The sequence below is a fragment of the Halorussus marinus genome, assembly GCF_004521895.1.
GTDB classification, from domain to species: Archaea; Halobacteriota; Halobacteria; order Halobacteriales; family Haladaptataceae; genus Halorussus; species Halorussus marinus.
Map to the genome: position 1 here is coordinate 173,180 of NZ_SBIR01000006.1, position 13,506 is coordinate 186,685.

Consider the following 13,506-nt stretch of genomic DNA (forward strand, 5'->3'; position numbering starts at 1 on the left):
GGGGGTTTATATGACGAGGGGCACAAGCCAGGCGTACGATGGCAGCAGACGTAGACCTCGAAGAACTGCCGGGCGTCGGTCCGGCGACCGCAGAAAAGCTCCGAGACGCAGGCTTCGACTCCTACGAGGGCCTCGCGGTAGCCAGTCCCAGCGAACTCTCCAACACCGCGGACGTTGGCGACTCGACCGCCGCCGACATCGTTCAGGCGGCACGCGAGGCCGCCGACGTCGGCGGGTTCGAGACCGGCGCGGCCGTGTTAGAGCGCCGCGAGCAGATCGGCAAGCTCAAGTGGAAGATCGATGAGGTCGACGAGCTCCTCGGCGGCGGCGTCGAGACCCAGTCGATCACCGAGGTGTACGGCGAGTTCGGCGCCGGCAAATCGCAGGTCACCCACCAGCTGGCGGTCAACGTCCAGCTCCCCCGCGAGCACGGCGGACTCGGCGGTAGCGCCATGTTCATCGACAGCGAGGACACCTTCCGGCCCGAGCGCGTCGACGACATGGTCCGGGGGCTCCCCGACGAGGCGCTCCAGGCCGCGATGGACGAGCGCGAGATCGAGGGCAGTCCCGGCGACGACGAGGCGATGGACGAACTCATCGAGGACTTCCTCGACAAGATCCACGTCGCCAAGGCGTTCAACTCCAACCACCAGATGCTGTTGGCCGAGAAAGCCCAAGAGCTCGCGAACGAGACCCAAGACGACGAGTATCCGGTCCGACTGCTCTGTGTCGACTCGCTGACGGCTCACTTCCGCGCCGAGTACGTCGGCCGGGGCGAACTCGCCGAGCGCCAGCAGAAGCTCAACAAGCATCTCCACGACCTCGACAAGGTCGGCAACCTCCACAACACCGCGGTCGTCGTGACCAATCAGGTCGCCTCGAACCCCGACTCCTTCTTCGGCGACCCGACCCAGCCCATCGGAGGCAACATTCTGGGCCACAAGTCGACGTTCCGGATGTACCTCCGGAAGTCGAAGGGCGACAAGCGCATCGTCCGGCTCGTCGACGCGCCGAACCTCGCCGACGGCGAGGCGGTCATGCGCGTCGAGGACGGCGGCCTGAAGCCCGAATAAGGACGACGACCTTTTACAGCGGTCGCGCCGAAAGACGCTTCGCGTCTTTCGAGCCTCGGCTCGCTTCGCTCGCCGAGACGCTCCGAGCGGCGCTCGCTTGCAAAAGCTCGATCAAAAACACCGGGAGAGCTTCGCTCTCCCGAGCCTGCGTTCGCTCCGCTCACGCAGACGCGGCACTCCTCCCGCCGTTCGCTTCGGGTCGTCACTTGGTCCGCTCGCTCACTCTAGTCGCTCGCGGTACGAAGTGATGTGGCCACCGCCACAACACCGCCACAACACCGCCACAACACCGCCACAACCACACTTCACGGCCCGTCCACCTTTAGGCCGATACGGCGTACGCCGCCGGCATGAAGCCACGTACCGGGTTCGCGGTCGTACTGGTCGGGGTGCTGGCGGTGCTGGCGGTGCTGATCGTCCGCCCGTTCTTGAACTACGTGCTCGGCGCGATCCTGCTCGCGTTCGTGCTCACGCCCGCCCAGCGACGGCTGGCGCCACGCGTCGGTCCGCGCGTCGCCGCGCTCGGGCTCGTGACGCTGACGGTGATCGTCGTCTTCGGCGTCGCCGGCGCACTGCTGTCGCTCGGGCTCGCCGAGGTCGGTGACGTGCCGACCGCGGTCAGCGACCTCCCGGCGTACCGGTCGGTCGAGGCCGCCGCCGAGCGTACGTTGGGTATCGAACTCCCCTCGCGGTTCGATAGAGCGCTCGACAGCCTGACCGCCGGGATCGCCGACGGCGTCTCCGGCGTCGCGAGCGCCGGACTCCACGCGTTTCTCGGCGTGCTGTTGGCGCTTTTCCTGTTCTACTACCTGCTCAAGGACAGCGCGGATCTGATCCGCTGGACCAAGCGCGTCACGCCGCTACCTCACGACGTCCAGAGCCGACTCTACGACGAGGCCGAGGACGCGACGTGGGCGGTCCTGAAGGGCCACATCTTCGTCGCGGTGGTACAGGGCGTGGTCTCTGGCGTGGGCTTCCTCGTGGCCGGCATCCCGAACGCCGCGTTCTGGACGATCGTGATGATGGTGCTGGCGATGGTGCCGATCGTGGGCGTCTCGCCGGTGATGGGCGGCGCGACGATCTACCTCCTCGTGGAGGGACGGCCGGTCGCGGCGGTACTGCTGGTCGTCTACGGCATGAGCGCGGTCGCCATCACCGACGACTACCTGCGCGCGCTGGTCATCGACAAGGAGACGTCGCTCCACTCGGGCGTGATACTGCTTGGCGTGTTCGGCGCGGCGTACTTCCTCGGGGCGATCGGCCTGTTCGTCGGCCCGATACTGCTGGCGCTGTTCAAGGCGACCGTCGAAGTGTTCACCGACTACTACGAGCTCTCTGCGGTCTAAAAGGGGCTACTCGTCGTCTTCGGTCGTCGTCTTGTCGAGTTCCTTCTCGCCCTCGTAGATCTCCGCGCCGTCCTGGACGACCTTCTCGGCGAGGACCGCACACTTCACCCGCATCGGGCTGATGTCGACCCCGAGCATGTCGATGACGTCGTCGCGGTCCATCTCCCGCATCTCCGCGACGGACTTGCCGGCTAGCTCCTGAGAGAGCATGCTCGCGCTCGCCTGACTGATTGCACAGCCGTCCCCGCGGAAGGCGACGCGTTCGATCGTCTCCTCGTCGTCGTCGAGTTTCACGTCGATCGCGATCTCGTCGCCGCACATCGGGTTCTCGCCAGCGTGCGTGTAGGTCTTCTCGTCCAGTTCCCCGTAGTTTCGGGGGTTCTTGTAGTGGTCGAGAATCTGCTGGCGATACATGTCCGAGCCCATGCCCATTGTTGAACGCAAATAGGCGCGTGCCACCTAAAAGCCTACCGCACACCCTGTTGTCGAGGAGGCCCACGGGAGCGTCTCCCTCGCGGAACAACACACAGGTGCGTGCGGCTTCCGCGACCACAGCGCGCCGCAACTGTACCGCGCCACACCGCAACTGTACCGCGCCGCGACCGCACCGCGACAGTTCAGGCCACGTAGCCGATGACCGAGGCGTTCAGCACGAGCAGAGTCGCGACCAGCGCGTTCGTCCGGAACGCCATCTTGAGCCGGGTCGGGAGCGAGGAGACCCCGTCCGCGCGGGCGTTTCTGGTCTCCCACCACGCCCACAGGCTCGTCAGTCCGAACACGCCGTAGAGAGTCATCATCGCGATCAGGGCGGTGCCGCGGGTCCCCTCGGGGAGGCTGTTGTCGTAGAGCACCCACAGCGCCGCGCCGCCCGACCCGCCCATCACCACGATCCCGCCGACCGCGAACCACTTCAGCGAGTCGAGCACGTCTAGGGCGAACTCGGGGGCGTCGTGTCGGTCGGCCGCCGGCACGACGAGCATCGACGTGACCAGATAGCCCCCGGCCCAGAGGACGGCCATCAGTGTGTGCGAACCCATCACCGCCGCGAGCGTCCAGTTCACCATATCGGTGCCGTCGCACCAATCCGATAAAAGACGGGCGATTTCGGGTCGAGCGATCAGGCGTCGCCGGCGACCTCCCGCTCGAACCGATCGAGGAAAGCGACCACGAACGCCTGACGTTCGTCGGCGAGCGCCCGGCCGGCGTCGGTGTACATCCGGTCGGGTAACGAGAGGATCTTCTTGTGGAAGTGGTTGAACTGCGTCGCTCCGGCGGCGGTGTCGTCGGCCTCCGGGGGCAGTTCGGGGTCGTGTATCGGCTGTCCGAGTTCGCCGCCGTAGGTGAAACACCGCGCGACGCCGACCGCCCCGAGCGCGTCGAGGTTGTCGGCGTCACAGAGCAGTTCGGCCTCCCGCGTGCGGGGGTCCACGTCGTTCGAGTAGCGGTGAGCGCGGATGCAGTGGGCGACGGCGTCGACGGTCTCGGAGTCGGCCCCGAGGTCCGAGAGGATGCCGGCGGCCTCGCGTGCGCCCCACTCGGCGTGGTCGTCGATCTCGCCGCGATCCTCGCGCCCGCGGCCGACGTCGTGGAGCCAGACGGCGGCGAACAGGACCGTCTCGTCGACGTCGTACTCGCCGGCCAGCGTCTCGGTCAGTCGGGCGACCCGACGGACGTGGTGCCAGTCGTGGGCGGGCGCGACGCGCTGGAAGTACGGACGAGCGCGCTCGCGGACTTCGTCTAACATGGGAGAGCGGACGGCGCCGAGAGATGAAAAAGAATCGAAACGTCAGGCGAACAGCTGGCGGGCGTCGTCGACCGCCTCGAGCAAGGCGTCGATCTACGACCACCTTTTGCCGCGCTCGCGCCCCGAGCGGCGCTCGCTCCCAAAAGCTGGATCAAACGCCTCCTCGCCCCCTTCGGGGGCTCGTCGGCCCGCTCGCTCCTATCAGTCACTCCCGGAGTCAGGCGAACAGCTGGCGGGCGTCGTCGACCGCCTCGAGCAAGGCGTCGATCTCGTCGGTCGTGTTGTAGACGTAGAACGACGCGCGGGCCGACGCCGCGACCCCGAGTTTGTCGTGGAGCGGCTGGGTGCAGTGGTCGCCCGCCCGGATGGCGACGCCGTGGTCGTTCATGATCGAGGCGAGGTCGTGGGCGTGGACGCCGTCGAGGTTGAACGCGACCAGCCCGCCGCGATCGGTGGGCTCGGTGGGGCCGTAGATCTCGATGTCGTCGAACTCGGCCATCCGGTCGAGGGCGTACTCCGCGAGTCGCTCCTCGTGGCGCTGGACCGACTCCATCCCGAGTTCTTCGAGGTACTCGATCGCCTCGGCGAGCCCGACGGCTTGTGCGATGTTCGGCGTGCCGGCTTCGAACTTCCACGGCAGGTCGTTCCACGTCGTCTCCTCGAAGGTGACCTTCCGGATCATGTCGCCGCCGTAGAGGTACGGCTCCATCTCTTCGAGGAGCTCCTGTTTGCCGTAGAGGACCCCGATACCGGTCGGCCCGGCCATCTTGTGGCCCGAGAAGGCGTAGAAGTCCGCGCCGAGGTCGTTCACGTCGACCGGCCGGGTCGGCACCGCCTGCGCGCCGTCGAGGAAGGCGTAGGCGCCGTGGTCGTGGGCGAGGTCGACGAGGTCGGCGGCCGGGTTGACAGTCCCAAGCGTGTTCGAGACGTGGACGACGCTGAGCATCTCGGTGTCGTCGGTGACGAGTTCGGCCGCGGCGTCCATGTCGAGGCGCCCGTCGTCGGTGACCGGGATGAACTTCACGTCGGCGCCGGTCTTCTCGCCGATCTGTTGCCAGGTCACCAGCGAGGCGTGGTGTTCCATCTCGGTCAGCACCACCTCGTCGCCGGGACCGAGTTCGTTCAGCCCCCACGCGTAGGCCACGAGGTTCTCGGCCTCGGTGGTGTTTTTGGTGAAGACGATCTCCTCGCGGCCGTCTGCGCCGACGAACTCGGCGACCGCGTCGTGGGCCTCCTCGTAGGCGATGGAGGCCTCCTGGCTCAACTGGTGGATCCCCCGGTGGACGTTGGCGTTGTACGTCCGGTAGTAGTCGGCGATGGCGTCGATGACCCGGTCGGGCTTCTGGGTCGTCGCGCCGTTGTCGAGGTAGACGAGCGGCTGGCCGTCCCCGACCTCGCGATCCAGAATCGGGAACTCCTCGCGTATGCGCTCGACGTCGAGCGCGTCCGATTGGTGCAGTCCCATTGTCCGGATTTAGGGATTGGAGCAAGAACATTCCTTCGGTCCCGGCGACGGTCCGTAACCGCTCGCGGTTACGTGGGCGCGCGACGGGGCCGGCGACCGGTTACGTCAGTGGGACCGGGCCACCGGTTAAGTCGCTGGCGTCCGTTTCGGGCGTATGGTCTCGAAGCGACGACTCGGCGCGAGCCTGCTTCTGGTCGGGCTCGCGTTCGTCGGGGCGTTCCACGCGGTGCTGGCCGTGGCGTACGACACGGGACTGGCGTCGGTCGGCGCCGGGCTCGCCGGACTCTCGGTGCTGACGCTGGTCGTCGTGAACCTCCCGACGCTCGGCGACGGGTGACCGCCGGCTACATCCTCAGAAACTGCGCGTGGCGGGTCGAGTCGACATCGAGGACGTTCGCCTCGTCGACGAACCCCTCTCGGATCGCCAGTTCGACCGCCTCGCGGCCGACGATGTTGGCGACCGACGCCCGGGCGAGGCTCTCGATAACCGCCTGTTCGTCGACCTCCTCGCCGCCGTAGAACTCCTCGGTGACGGTGAGCGACACCGCCCCGTCCTCGAAGGTCTCTCCGAGCACGTCGTCGTCGCAGACCGCCACGAGCAGTCCCTCGTCGGTCGATCGCTCCGCGAGTATCATCGGTCCCGTTCGTTCTCGATGAGCTCCTGCTCGGCGCGCTCGCGCATCTCCTCGGCCTCCTCGGCGATCTCCTCGGCCTCGTCGTACTGGCCGAGCTCTTCGAGCGCGCGGGCCTTCTCGTCGAGGATCTCCGAGTTCCGGAGCCCGAGCCGGATGGCGTTTTCGAGGCTGTTGAGCGCGTCCTCCGCGAGGCCGCGTTCGAGCAGGAAAAAGCCGCGGTTGTACCACGCTTCGGCGAATCGCTCGTCGATCTCGACCGCCCGTTCGGCGTGTTCGAGCGCCTGCTCGCTCCGGCCCGACTCCCAGAGCGCGAACGCGAGGTTGGTCTCGGCGGTGGCGGCGTGCTCGCTGTCCTCGTCGATGTGGATCGCCTCGCGGTAGGCGCCGATGGCCTCGTCCCACTCGTCGAGTTCGGCGTGGGCCGCGCCCTTGTTCGTCCAGGCCTCCTGTTCGAGCCGGCTGTCGTCGGGGGCGTACTGGGCGGCGCGCTCGAAGGTGTCGGCGGCCTGCTCGTAGCGGTTGATCCGCATGTAGTTCAGCCCGACGTCGACCAGTTCGTCGACGTCGATGTCGTCGTTCGAGACGTTGTGCTGGTCGAGGAGATCGGTGACCACCCGGGAGTCGACGGGGTCGACCTTGTCGGGGTCGACGTCGAGTTCGGGCGGATCGAGGTCGAACGCCTCGTAGGGGTCGCCGAAGTCCTCGCCCTCCGAGAAGTCGTGGTCCTCTGGGTCGCTCATGTGATTCGGATTGGCGTCGCGCGATGTTAAGGCCTGCGCCATCGGGATTCGCCCCCACATTCAAGCCCGTCTCCGACCAAGTGAGCCCCGATGAGACTCTTCGTGAGCGTCGACCTGCCCGAGGACCTCGCCGACGAGGTCGCGCGCGTTCAGGACCGCCTCGCCGGCGCCTCTGGACTGGACCTCACCGACCCCGAGCAGGCCCACGTCACGCTCAAGTTCCTCGGCGAGGTGAACAAGGGACAGCTCCCCCGAGTGAAAAACGCCGTCCGGCGGGCGGTCACCGAGGCGGGGGTCGGCCCGTTCGAGGCCGCCTACGAGGGGCTCGGCGTGTTCCCCGGTCTCGGGTACATCAACGTCGTCTGGCTCGGCGTCGGCGAAGGCGGCGAGGAGCTGACCCGGCTCCACGAGGCCGTCGAGCGGGAGGTGACTCGGCTCGGCTTCGACGCCGAGGACCGGGACTTCACGCCCCACGTCACCCTCGCGCGGATGAACCACGCCGGCGGCAAAGAACACGTCCAGGAGGTCGTCGAGACCCGCGAGCCGACCGTCGGGACCGCGACGGTCGAGGAGATCCGGCTCACCGAGAGCGTGCTGACCGACGACGGTCCGGAGTACGAGACGGTCGCGTCGTTCCCGCTGTAGCCGGGATCGGGCGACGTTGCTCGGGCGTAGCGACACAAAGGAACAAGATTTTAAGCCACGGCGGGGAAAGGTGGAGTACCATGAGTAAGAAGTCGAAGGCGAAGAAAAAGCGCCTCTCGAAGCTCGACCGGCAGAACAGCCGCGTGCCCGCGTGGGTCATCATGAAGACCGACCGCGAGACGCAGCGCAACCCCAAGCGCCGGAACTGGCGGCGCAACGACACCGACGAATAATGAGCGCCAACGACTTCGAGGAGCGCGTCATCACCGTGCCGCTCCGCGACGCCAAGGCGGAGGCCAAGCACAAGCGCGCCGACAAGGCGATGTCGCTGGTCCGGGACCACCTCGCCCAGCACTTCAAGGTCGACGGCGAGGAGGTCCGGCTCGACCCCTCGATCAACGAGGCGGTCTGGTCGCGCGGTCGCAAAAAGCCCCCGAGCAAGCTCCGCGTGCGCGCCGCCCGATTCGAGGAAGAGGGCGAGACCATCGTGGAAGCGGAACACGCCGAGTAGAGCTTTGCTTCGCGCCGCCTTTTTCGGGTCGTCGTACGTGGGTGTGTTCGCGCGCGCCACCGACGAATACCTGCTGGTCCGTCCCGACCTCGACGACGACCTCGTCGACGACCTGGCCGAGGAGCTCGCGGTCGAGGCCCTCCCGACCACGGTCGGGGGCTCCTCGACGGTCGGCGCGCTCGCGGTCGGCAACGACGCCGGCCTGCTGGTCTCGAGCCGAGTCACCGACCGCGAACGCGACCGGATCGAGGACGCCGTCGACGCCCCCGTGACCGAACTGCCCGGGCGGATCAACGCCGCCGGCAACGTCGTCCTCGCGAACGACACCGGCGCGTACGTCCATCCAGACCTCCCCCGGGACGCCGTACAGGCGGTCAAAGACGCGCTCGACGTCGACGTCGAACGCGGCGAGCTCGCCGGGGTCCGGACGGTCGGCACCGCCGCGGTCGCCACCGATCGGGGCGTGCTGTGTCACCCGAAGACGACCGACGACCAGCTCGACCGCCTCGAGGACGTGCTCGACGTGCCCGCCGACATCGGCACCATCAACTACGGCGCGCCGCTGGTCGGCTCGGGGCTGATCGCCAACGACGAGGGCTACGTCGTCGGGCAGGAGACCACGGGCCCCGAACTGGGCCGGATCGACCAGGCGCTCGACTACATCGAGTAGCACCGTCTTCTTCGCCGCGATTCGCGTTCGCGATCGTCGCGTGAGCCGAGCGTCCGAGCCGTCCGTCGGCACGTTTATCTGAACATCTGTGCAATCGACAACTCGATGGCTCAAGCCAACGACCGGCTCAGGCGACTCGTCGCCGACGAGATCGAGAACTGCCGACCGGCCGACGTCGAGGCCCGGCTGGACGATCTGCGCGAACTCGACGCGGCCGCCGACGACGCGGCCGTCCCCGAGCGCGTCCGGGTGCTGTCGGCGCTCGCCAGCGAGACCCGGTATCGGATCGTTGAACTGCTCGCGGCCGCCGACTCGGAGCTCTGCGTCTGCGAGCTGACGCCCCTGCTCGACGTGAGCGACAGCGCCATCAGCCACGCGCTGTCGGAGCTGACAGACGCCGGGCTGGTCTCGCGCCGGAAGGAGGGCCGGTGGCGCTACTACCGCCCGACCGACCGGGCCGAGCGCCTCCTCGGCGCGCTCGCGGGGGACGGCGAATGACCGACGCGGTCCGAGTCGGCTTCGTCTGCGTCCAGAACGCGGGCCGAAGCCAGATGGCGACGGCGTTCGCCGAGCGCGAGCGCGAGCGCCGGGGCGCCGAGTGGGTCGAGATCGTCACCGGCGGCACGGACCCGGCCGACCGCGTCCACGAGGCGGTCGTCGATACCATGCGGGAGGTCGGCGTCGATCTCGCCGACAGGACCCCGCGGGAGGTGAGCCGCGAGGAGCTGGCCGCCTGCGACTACGTCGTCACGATGGGGTGTTCGGCGAGCGACGTCTGCCCCGCGACGTGGTCGGGCGAGAACCGCGACTGGGGGCTCGACGATCCCGACGGCCGGGACCCCGAGGCGGTCCGGACGATCCGAGACGAGATCGAGACGCGGGTCGGGGCGCTGTTCGACGAACTCGAACGCAAGCGCGAGCCGGCCGACGCGTAGCGGCGCCCGCCGACGGGACGCGGGGGCCGAACTCCCGGCTAGCGCCGTACCCGAGTAGGAAGATTCTTCCCTGCGGGTACCCCACGTCAGGGCATGAGTGAGTTTACTGTTCGCGGTCGCTTCCAAGCCCGAGACGGGTGGCAGGAGTTCGAGACCAGCGTCGACGCCGACAACGAAGACGTCGCGCGCGAGCGCACCTACGCCGAGTTCGGCAGCCAGCACGGCGTGAAACGGACCCAGCTCGAAGTCTCGGAGGTCGAAGGCCAATGATGGGCGGCGGCGGCGGGAACCCCGAACTGCAGGAGCTGTCCCAGCAACTTCAGGAGCTCGAACAGCACAAAGAGGAGCTCGAAGCCGAGATCGAAGAGCTCGAAGCCGAGAAGACCGAGATCGACGACGCGATCGACACGCTCGGCGCGCTCGACACCGGCTCGGTCGTGCAGGTGCCCCTCGGCGGCGGCGCGCACGTCCACGCCGAAGTCCAGGACCTCGACGAGGTCGTCGTCGAACTCGGCGGCGGCTTTGCGGCCGAGCGCGCGGAGGACGACGCGGTCGACACCCTCGAAACGAAACAGGAAACCCTCGACGACCGCATCGACGAGCTCGAAGACGAGGTCGACGAGGTCGACGAGGAGAGCTCCAAGCTGGAGGAGAAGGCCCAGCAGCTCCAACAACAGCAGATGCAACAGCAGATGCAGCAGATGCAGGGCCAGGGCGACGACGACGAGTAATCGGCGATGTTCGACAGTCTGAAGGACAAGCTCGGGAGTTTCCGGAGCGACGTCGAGGAGACGACCGAGGAGAAAGCGGAGGAGGCTGAGGCCGACGCTGAGGCCGAAGCCGACGCCGACGGTGGGGGAGCCGAGAGCGCGGACGCCGAGCCGGAGGCGTCGGCCGAATCGGAGACGAGCGAGGACGACTCCTCGTCGGGCGGGTTCGCCCAGAAGGCAAAGTCGTTCGCCAAGGGCGAGATCGTCATCGAGGAACAGGACCTCGAAGACCCGCTCTGGGAGCTCGAGATGGCGCTGTTAGAGAGCGACGTCGAAGTGAGCGTCGCCGACGAGATCCTCGAGAACATCCGGAAGGACCTCGTGGGCGCGACCCGGTCGTTCAGCGACGAGACCGCCGACGTGGTCGAGCAGGCGCTCCACGACTCGCTGTTGAAGGTCATCTCGGTCGGGCAGTTCGACTTCGACCAGCGGATCGCCGAGGCCGACAAGCCCGTCACCATCATCTTCACCGGTGTCAACGGGGTCGGCAAGACCACCACCATCGCGAAACTCGCGAAGTACCTCGAAGATCGGGGGCTCTCGACGGTGCTGGCCAACGGCGACACCTACCGGGCGGGCGCCAACGAGCAGATCCAGGAGCACGCCGAGAACCTCGACAAGCGAGTGATCACCCACGAGCAGGGCGGCGACCCGGCGGCGGTCATCTACGACGCCGTCGAGTACGCCGACTCGAACGACATCGACGTCGTGCTCGGCGACACCGCCGGACGGCTCCACACCGACGAGGGGCTGATGGACCAACTCGAGAAGATCGGCCGCGTGGTCGGGCCCGACATGACCCTGTTCGTCGACGAAGCCGTCGCCGGACAGGACGCGGTCCAGCGCGCAAAGCAGTTCAACGACGCCGCCGAGATCGACGGCGCGGTGCTGACGAAGGCCGACGCCGACTCGCAGGGCGGGGCGGCGATCTCCATCGCGCACGTCACCGGCAAGCCGATTCTCTTTCTGGGCGTCGGGCAGGGGTACGACGATCTCGAACAGTTCGATCCCGAGGAACTGGTCGGTCGGCTCCTCGGCGACGAGTCGTAACCCCGTCTACCGCCGACGGATCGCGACGGCGGCGTTCACTACGATGAGCGCCGTCGCCACGAGCCCCAGCGTGAACAGCTCTGCCGGCAGGTGCCGAAAGAGCACCCAGTACGACAGCGAGAGGGCGGCCAGCGCCACGACGATGCTGTAGGCGTCGGCCGCCAGTTCTCCGACCACGTCGGCGGGCGACTGCCCTCGGGGGTCGCCCGTCACGTCCGCGCGTTCACCGTCCGTTACTACCGAGTTATCGCGTGCCTTGTTTAAATCGCGTGCCATGCATTGAACGAGGACGGGCGTGGATTTCTGACCGAACGTGATAAGCGTACCGGCCGTGAGCCTCGGGGTGAGACCGCGTCTCGTCGTCTCCCGATCGCCGGATCGACAGACGACGAGCCCGACGCGGGAGCGCCCGACCCCGCTCCGGGACCGCGAGACCGGCGAGCGAGCCCCGCGCCCCGAGACAGTTCAGAAAAAGGCTTTAACGCCCGCGCGGTCTATCGTTCAACAACGATGGTACTCGACGATTTGGGCACCTCTCTCCGCGACTCTCTCGGCAAGCTCAGCGGGCAGTCCCGCGTGACCGAGGAGGACGTGGAGGAGATCGTCAAAGAGATTCAGCGGTCGCTCCTGCAGGCCGACGTCGAGGTCGGCCTCGTGATGGAGCTGTCGGACTCCATCAAGGAGCGCGCGCTGGAGGAAGACGCACCCGGCGGAACGTCGGCCCGCGACCACGTCCTCAGCATCGTCTACGAGGAGATGGTGGCGCTGGTCGGCGAGAGCATGGAGCTCCCGCTCGAAGAACAGACGATCCTGCTCGCCGGCCTCCAAGGGTCGGGGAAGACCACCACGTCCGCGAAGATGGCGTGGTGGTTCGCGAAGAAGGGCCTGCGGCCGGCGGTCATCCAGACCGACACCTTCCGGCCCGGCGCCTACGAGCAGGCCGAGGAGATGACCGCGCGCGCCGAGGTCGACTTCTACGGCGATCCCGACGCCGAGGACCCGGTCGAGATCGCCCGCGAGGGGCTCGAAGCGACCAGCGACGCCGACGTTCACATCGTCGACACCGCGGGCCGCCACGCGCTCGAAGACGACCTCATCGACGAGATAGAGCAGATCGAGGGCGTCGTCGAGCCCGACCGGAGTCTGCTGGTGCTCGACGCCGCCATCGGGCAGGGCGCGAAAGATCAGGCCAGCCAGTTCGAGGAGTCGATCGGGATCGACGGCGTGGTGATCACGAAGCTCGACGGCACCGCGAAAGGTGGGGGCGCGCTGACCGCGGTCGACGAGACCGGCTCGGCCATCGCGTTCCTCGGGACCGGCGAGGAGGTCCGGGACATAGAGCGATTCGAGCCCTCGGGGTTCATCTCGCGACTGCTCGGGATGGGCGACCTCAAACAGCTCACCGAGCGCGTCGAGCGCGCGATGGAGGAGACCCAGGAGGAAGACGAAGACTGGGACCCCGAGGACATGATGAAAGGGGAGTTCACCCTGAAGGACATGCGCCGCCAGATGCAGGCGATGAACAACATGGGGCCCCTCGATCAGGTGATGGACATGATCCCCGGGATGGGCGGCGGCCTGATGGACGAACTCCCCGACGACGCGATGGACGTGACCCAAGACCGGATGCGGAGCTTCGAGGTCATCATGGACTCGATGACCGAAAACGAGCTCGAAAACCCCCGGTCGATCGGCGCGAGTCAGGTCGAGCGCATCGCTCGCGGGAGCGGGAAAGACGAAGAGACGGTCCGTGAGCTCCTCGAACAGCACAAGATGATGTCCCAGACGCTCAAGCAGTTCCAGGGCATGGGGCAGGGCAACATGGAGCGCATGATGAAAAAGATGCAGGAGGGCGGCGGCGGTGGCGGCGGCATGGGCGGAATGGGGCCCTTCTAAACGACCTTTTGCTGCGGGCGGCGCCT

At 67.5% G+C, this 13,506-nt stretch carries 20 protein-coding genes; 13 read left to right on the plus strand and 7 right to left on the minus strand.

The annotated features are described in order from the left end of the window. Nucleotides 1-38 precede the first annotated feature (38 nt). Together radA and EPL04_RS09680 are read left to right on the plus strand one after the other, a co-directional pair. Nucleotides 39-1,073, plus strand: coding sequence for a DNA repair and recombination protein RadA (gene radA / locus EPL04_RS09675; RefSeq protein WP_134671136.1), 1,035 nt, complete (start codon nucleotides 39-41; stop codon nucleotides 1,071-1,073). A 350-nt stretch (nucleotides 1,074-1,423) separates the two neighbouring features. Beyond that, nucleotides 1,424-2,419: an AI-2E family transporter gene (locus EPL04_RS09680; RefSeq protein ID WP_134671137.1), complete on the plus strand. Its 996-nt coding sequence runs from the start codon at nucleotides 1,424-1,426 to the stop codon at nucleotides 2,417-2,419. Nucleotides 2,420-2,425: 6 nt separating this feature from the next. Here EPL04_RS09680 and sufU read toward each other — a convergent pair whose 3' ends face one another. The 4 genes from sufU to EPL04_RS09700 all read right to left on the minus strand — a co-directional run bounded on the left by sufU (nucleotide 2,426) and on the right by EPL04_RS09700 (nucleotide 5,628). After that, nucleotides 2,426-2,851 carry a Fe-S cluster assembly sulfur transfer protein SufU gene (sufU, locus tag EPL04_RS09685; RefSeq protein ID WP_134671138.1) on the minus strand — a complete coding sequence of 142 codons (426 nt, stop codon included), beginning with the start codon at nucleotides 2,849-2,851 and terminating at the stop codon, nucleotides 2,426-2,428. 185 nt (nucleotides 2,852-3,036) lie between these two features. After that, on the minus strand, nucleotides 3,037-3,483 hold the full coding sequence (locus EPL04_RS09690; protein WP_134671139.1) for a hypothetical protein: 447 nt from the start codon (nucleotides 3,481-3,483) through the stop codon (nucleotides 3,037-3,039). Nucleotides 3,484-3,536: 53 nt separating this feature from the next. Further along, nucleotides 3,537-4,163 carry an HD domain-containing protein gene (locus EPL04_RS09695; protein WP_134671140.1) on the minus strand — a complete coding sequence of 209 codons (627 nt, stop codon included), beginning with the start codon at nucleotides 4,161-4,163 and terminating at the stop codon, nucleotides 3,537-3,539. Nucleotides 4,164-4,380: 217 nt separating this feature from the next. Next, the gene (locus tag EPL04_RS09700; RefSeq protein ID WP_134671141.1) at nucleotides 4,381-5,628 is read right to left on the minus strand and encodes an aminotransferase class V-fold PLP-dependent enzyme; all 1,248 of its coding nucleotides are present in this window, start codon (nucleotides 5,626-5,628) and stop codon (nucleotides 4,381-4,383) included. A 154-nt stretch (nucleotides 5,629-5,782) separates the two neighbouring features. Here EPL04_RS09700 and EPL04_RS09705 point away from each other — a divergent pair, with 154 nt between their 5' ends. Further along, nucleotides 5,783-5,965: a hypothetical protein gene (locus EPL04_RS09705; protein ID WP_134671142.1), complete on the plus strand. Its 183-nt coding sequence runs from the start codon at nucleotides 5,783-5,785 to the stop codon at nucleotides 5,963-5,965. 7 nt (nucleotides 5,966-5,972) lie between these two features. Here the strand turns inward: EPL04_RS09705 and EPL04_RS09710 are convergent, their stop codons facing one another. Then, nucleotides 5,973-6,263 carry a DUF424 domain-containing protein gene (locus EPL04_RS09710; RefSeq protein ID WP_134671143.1) on the minus strand — a complete coding sequence of 97 codons (291 nt, stop codon included), beginning with the start codon at nucleotides 6,261-6,263 and terminating at the stop codon, nucleotides 5,973-5,975. Next, nucleotides 6,260-7,003, minus strand: a complete 744-nt coding sequence (locus tag EPL04_RS09715) for a tetratricopeptide repeat protein (protein WP_134671144.1) — start codon at nucleotides 7,001-7,003, stop codon at nucleotides 6,260-6,262. Before EPL04_RS09715 ends, EPL04_RS09710 begins: the two co-directional genes overlap by 4 nt. 90 nt (nucleotides 7,004-7,093) lie before the next feature. Between EPL04_RS09715 and thpR the strand changes: the two genes are divergently transcribed. The 9 genes from thpR to ftsY all read left to right on the plus strand — a co-directional run bounded on the left by thpR (nucleotide 7,094) and on the right by ftsY (nucleotide 11,584). Continuing rightward, nucleotides 7,094-7,648, plus strand: coding sequence for an RNA 2',3'-cyclic phosphodiesterase (gene thpR, locus EPL04_RS09720; protein ID WP_134671145.1), 555 nt, complete (start codon nucleotides 7,094-7,096; stop codon nucleotides 7,646-7,648). 80 nt (nucleotides 7,649-7,728) lie between these two features. Then, nucleotides 7,729-7,881, plus strand: coding sequence for a 50S ribosomal protein L39e (locus tag EPL04_RS09725; protein WP_128476843.1), 153 nt, complete (start codon nucleotides 7,729-7,731; stop codon nucleotides 7,879-7,881). Continuing rightward, complete coding sequence (locus EPL04_RS09730) at nucleotides 7,881-8,159, plus strand: 50S ribosomal protein L31e (RefSeq protein WP_134671146.1); 279 nt, start codon at nucleotides 7,881-7,883, stop codon at nucleotides 8,157-8,159. The genes EPL04_RS09725 and EPL04_RS09730 overlap by 1 nt, the downstream gene beginning before the upstream one ends. 4 nt (nucleotides 8,160-8,163) lie before the next feature. Beyond that, nucleotides 8,164-8,829: a translation initiation factor IF-6 gene (locus EPL04_RS09735; protein ID WP_134671147.1), complete on the plus strand. Its 666-nt coding sequence runs from the start codon at nucleotides 8,164-8,166 to the stop codon at nucleotides 8,827-8,829. 105 nt (nucleotides 8,830-8,934) lie between these two features. Continuing rightward, nucleotides 8,935-9,327, plus strand: coding sequence for an ArsR/SmtB family transcription factor (locus EPL04_RS09740; protein WP_134671148.1), 393 nt, complete (start codon nucleotides 8,935-8,937; stop codon nucleotides 9,325-9,327). Next, nucleotides 9,324-9,764 (plus strand): arsenate-mycothiol transferase ArsC, encoded by a 441-nt coding sequence (locus tag EPL04_RS09745; protein WP_134671149.1) that lies wholly within the window; start codon nucleotides 9,324-9,326, stop codon nucleotides 9,762-9,764. The genes EPL04_RS09740 and EPL04_RS09745 overlap by 4 nt, the downstream gene beginning before the upstream one ends. A 93-nt stretch (nucleotides 9,765-9,857) precedes the next feature. After that, nucleotides 9,858-10,034: a 50S ribosomal protein L18Ae gene (gene rpl18a / locus EPL04_RS09750; protein WP_134671150.1), complete on the plus strand. Its 177-nt coding sequence runs from the start codon at nucleotides 9,858-9,860 to the stop codon at nucleotides 10,032-10,034. After that, nucleotides 10,031-10,495, plus strand: coding sequence for a prefoldin subunit alpha (gene pfdA, locus EPL04_RS09755; RefSeq protein ID WP_134671151.1), 465 nt, complete (start codon nucleotides 10,031-10,033; stop codon nucleotides 10,493-10,495). Before rpl18a ends, pfdA begins: the two co-directional genes overlap by 4 nt. A 6-nt stretch (nucleotides 10,496-10,501) precedes the next feature. Then, entirely contained in the window at nucleotides 10,502-11,584 is a 1,083-nt protein-coding gene (gene ftsY, locus EPL04_RS09760; protein WP_134671152.1) for a signal recognition particle-docking protein FtsY, read from the plus strand. 6 nt (nucleotides 11,585-11,590) lie between these two features. Here the strand turns inward: ftsY and EPL04_RS09765 are convergent, their stop codons facing one another. Then, nucleotides 11,591-11,860: a hypothetical protein gene (locus EPL04_RS09765; protein ID WP_167599452.1), complete on the minus strand. Its 270-nt coding sequence runs from the start codon at nucleotides 11,858-11,860 to the stop codon at nucleotides 11,591-11,593. A 234-nt stretch (nucleotides 11,861-12,094) separates the two neighbouring features. Here EPL04_RS09765 and EPL04_RS09770 point away from each other — a divergent pair, with 234 nt between their 5' ends. Next, on the plus strand, nucleotides 12,095-13,480 hold the full coding sequence (locus tag EPL04_RS09770; protein WP_134671154.1) for a signal recognition particle protein Srp54: 1,386 nt from the start codon (nucleotides 12,095-12,097) through the stop codon (nucleotides 13,478-13,480). The last annotated feature ends 26 nt before the right edge of the window (nucleotides 13,481-13,506 follow it).

Bases quoted from the DNA above. Each gene is read 5' to 3' on its own strand.
- radA (WP_134671136.1), top strand. From the start codon at position 39: ATGGCAGCAGACGTAGACCTCGAAGAACTGCCGGGCGTCGGTCCGGCG.
- EPL04_RS09680 (WP_134671137.1), top strand. From the start codon at position 1,424: ATGAAGCCACGTACCGGGTTCGCGGTCGTACTGGTCGGGGTGCTGGCG.
- sufU (WP_134671138.1), bottom strand. From the start codon at position 2,851: ATGGGCATGGGCTCGGACATGTATCGCCAGCAGATTCTCGACCACTAC.
- EPL04_RS09690 (WP_134671139.1), bottom strand. From the start codon at position 3,483: ATGGTGAACTGGACGCTCGCGGCGGTGATGGGTTCGCACACACTGATG.
- EPL04_RS09695 (WP_134671140.1), bottom strand. From the start codon at position 4,163: ATGTTAGACGAAGTCCGCGAGCGCGCTCGTCCGTACTTCCAGCGCGTC.
- EPL04_RS09700 (WP_134671141.1), bottom strand. From the start codon at position 5,628: ATGGGACTGCACCAATCGGACGCGCTCGACGTCGAGCGCATACGCGAG.
- EPL04_RS09705 (WP_134671142.1), top strand. From the start codon at position 5,783: ATGGTCTCGAAGCGACGACTCGGCGCGAGCCTGCTTCTGGTCGGGCTC.
- EPL04_RS09710 (WP_134671143.1), bottom strand. From the start codon at position 6,263: ATGATACTCGCGGAGCGATCGACCGACGAGGGACTGCTCGTGGCGGTC.
- EPL04_RS09715 (WP_134671144.1), bottom strand. From the start codon at position 7,003: ATGAGCGACCCAGAGGACCACGACTTCTCGGAGGGCGAGGACTTCGGC.
- thpR (WP_134671145.1), top strand. From the start codon at position 7,094: ATGAGACTCTTCGTGAGCGTCGACCTGCCCGAGGACCTCGCCGACGAG.
- EPL04_RS09725 (WP_128476843.1), top strand. From the start codon at position 7,729: ATGAGTAAGAAGTCGAAGGCGAAGAAAAAGCGCCTCTCGAAGCTCGAC.
- EPL04_RS09730 (WP_134671146.1), top strand. From the start codon at position 7,881: ATGAGCGCCAACGACTTCGAGGAGCGCGTCATCACCGTGCCGCTCCGC.
- EPL04_RS09740 (WP_134671148.1), top strand. From the start codon at position 8,935: ATGGCTCAAGCCAACGACCGGCTCAGGCGACTCGTCGCCGACGAGATC.
- EPL04_RS09745 (WP_134671149.1), top strand. From the start codon at position 9,324: ATGACCGACGCGGTCCGAGTCGGCTTCGTCTGCGTCCAGAACGCGGGC.
- rpl18a (WP_134671150.1), top strand. From the start codon at position 9,858: ATGAGTGAGTTTACTGTTCGCGGTCGCTTCCAAGCCCGAGACGGGTGG.
- pfdA (WP_134671151.1), top strand. From the start codon at position 10,031: ATGATGGGCGGCGGCGGCGGGAACCCCGAACTGCAGGAGCTGTCCCAG.
- ftsY (WP_134671152.1), top strand. From the start codon at position 10,502: ATGTTCGACAGTCTGAAGGACAAGCTCGGGAGTTTCCGGAGCGACGTC.
- EPL04_RS09765 (WP_167599452.1), bottom strand. From the start codon at position 11,860: ATGGCACGCGATTTAAACAAGGCACGCGATAACTCGGTAGTAACGGAC.
- EPL04_RS09770 (WP_134671154.1), top strand. From the start codon at position 12,095: ATGGTACTCGACGATTTGGGCACCTCTCTCCGCGACTCTCTCGGCAAG.